This window comes from Shewanella sp. SM87, from assembly GCF_025653705.1.
Taxonomy (GTDB): Bacteria; Pseudomonadota; Gammaproteobacteria; order Enterobacterales; family Shewanellaceae; genus Shewanella; species Shewanella oncorhynchi.
Window position 1 is genome coordinate 1 of the sequence record NZ_JAKKSC010000086.1, and the last position, 1,064, is coordinate 1,064.

At 48.2% G+C, this 1,064-nt stretch carries 1 protein-coding gene; it reads right to left on the reverse strand.

The features are described 5' to 3' along the window. Positions 1–13: 13 nt before the first annotated feature. The coding region (locus tag L5M11_RS24055) for an IS4 family transposase (RefSeq protein WP_263193452.1) at positions 14–1,064 on the reverse strand (1,051 nt) is incomplete at its 5' end.

The following is a 1,064-nucleotide window of genomic DNA, read 5'->3' on the forward strand; positions in this document are numbered from 1 at the left end:
TAATGCCGTTCACTTAAGAGTGAACGGCATTTTTCTTTGGTCTAACCGGGAACTTGTTTTTGCTCATTTTAAGAACTCGTGGATATGCCCTTTCCCGTTTACCATCCAGCTTAAATTGCCGTGCATTTCGTTCTATATCCAATACGTCTCTCGGGACATTCCCCGGTGTTTGTGATGACAGTTGTGTCAACTTGAAGATGATATAACTCGCCGCATCTCGAAAACTCAGTTGATTGGGGTGGACCGATGGCAAGCTTTTAGCCATCAGCAACATCTTATATCTAATGAGATTATAGGCCAGTAGCACGCCCCATAACTCTTGAGTCACCAGCTCCGGTAGTTGACTACGGAGCGTAAAACGGCTCTCCAGTAGATGTTGCTTCATCTCTCTGTAGCCCAGTTCTATTTCCCATCGATGGGCATATAAGTCGACGATGTCTTCGCTGGGGTAACGCATCGGGTCTGTCAACGAGGTCAAAATGGCGACTGGCTTACCTTTCACTGTCTTAGTCAATAAACGCGCTTCAAGAGTTTCAGGCAGCTGCGGCCATTTCTTTCTGGCCTGAGGTGTAGTGGTGAGTTTCACCCACTGATCATGCTTTCCTAGCGTTCGCACCACCTCATATTGAGTGCCTTTCTTCAATGGCAACAACCAGTGGCTATCAGGTTGCGCTTGCTGCCAAGCGTGTAACAGGCCGAGCGAGTAAAATCCTCGGTCAAATAGGGTTAGGCTGTAATTGGGAATGCTAGGAATGAGCTGGGATGCTAAGTTCATTTCATTTTCGGCAACCGAATCAAAGGCGCTGTTGACCAACAAATGGCTGCTTAATTCCATCAAGCAAACCATGCGAATTTGCGGATAAGCAGCTTCGCCTGAAGCGTTTGCGGTACGCGCAAAGGCGGCTTGATTTTGGACACTATCGGGTGTCCGCCACACTACACCGTCAACACCATACAAGTTAAGGCCGCACCAATGAGGATGTTCAGCTCTCGCGTGCCAGGTATTGGCGCTGCGACTAAATACTTCTCTAATAACCTCACTGCCCAATCGTTTACGCGCCTGA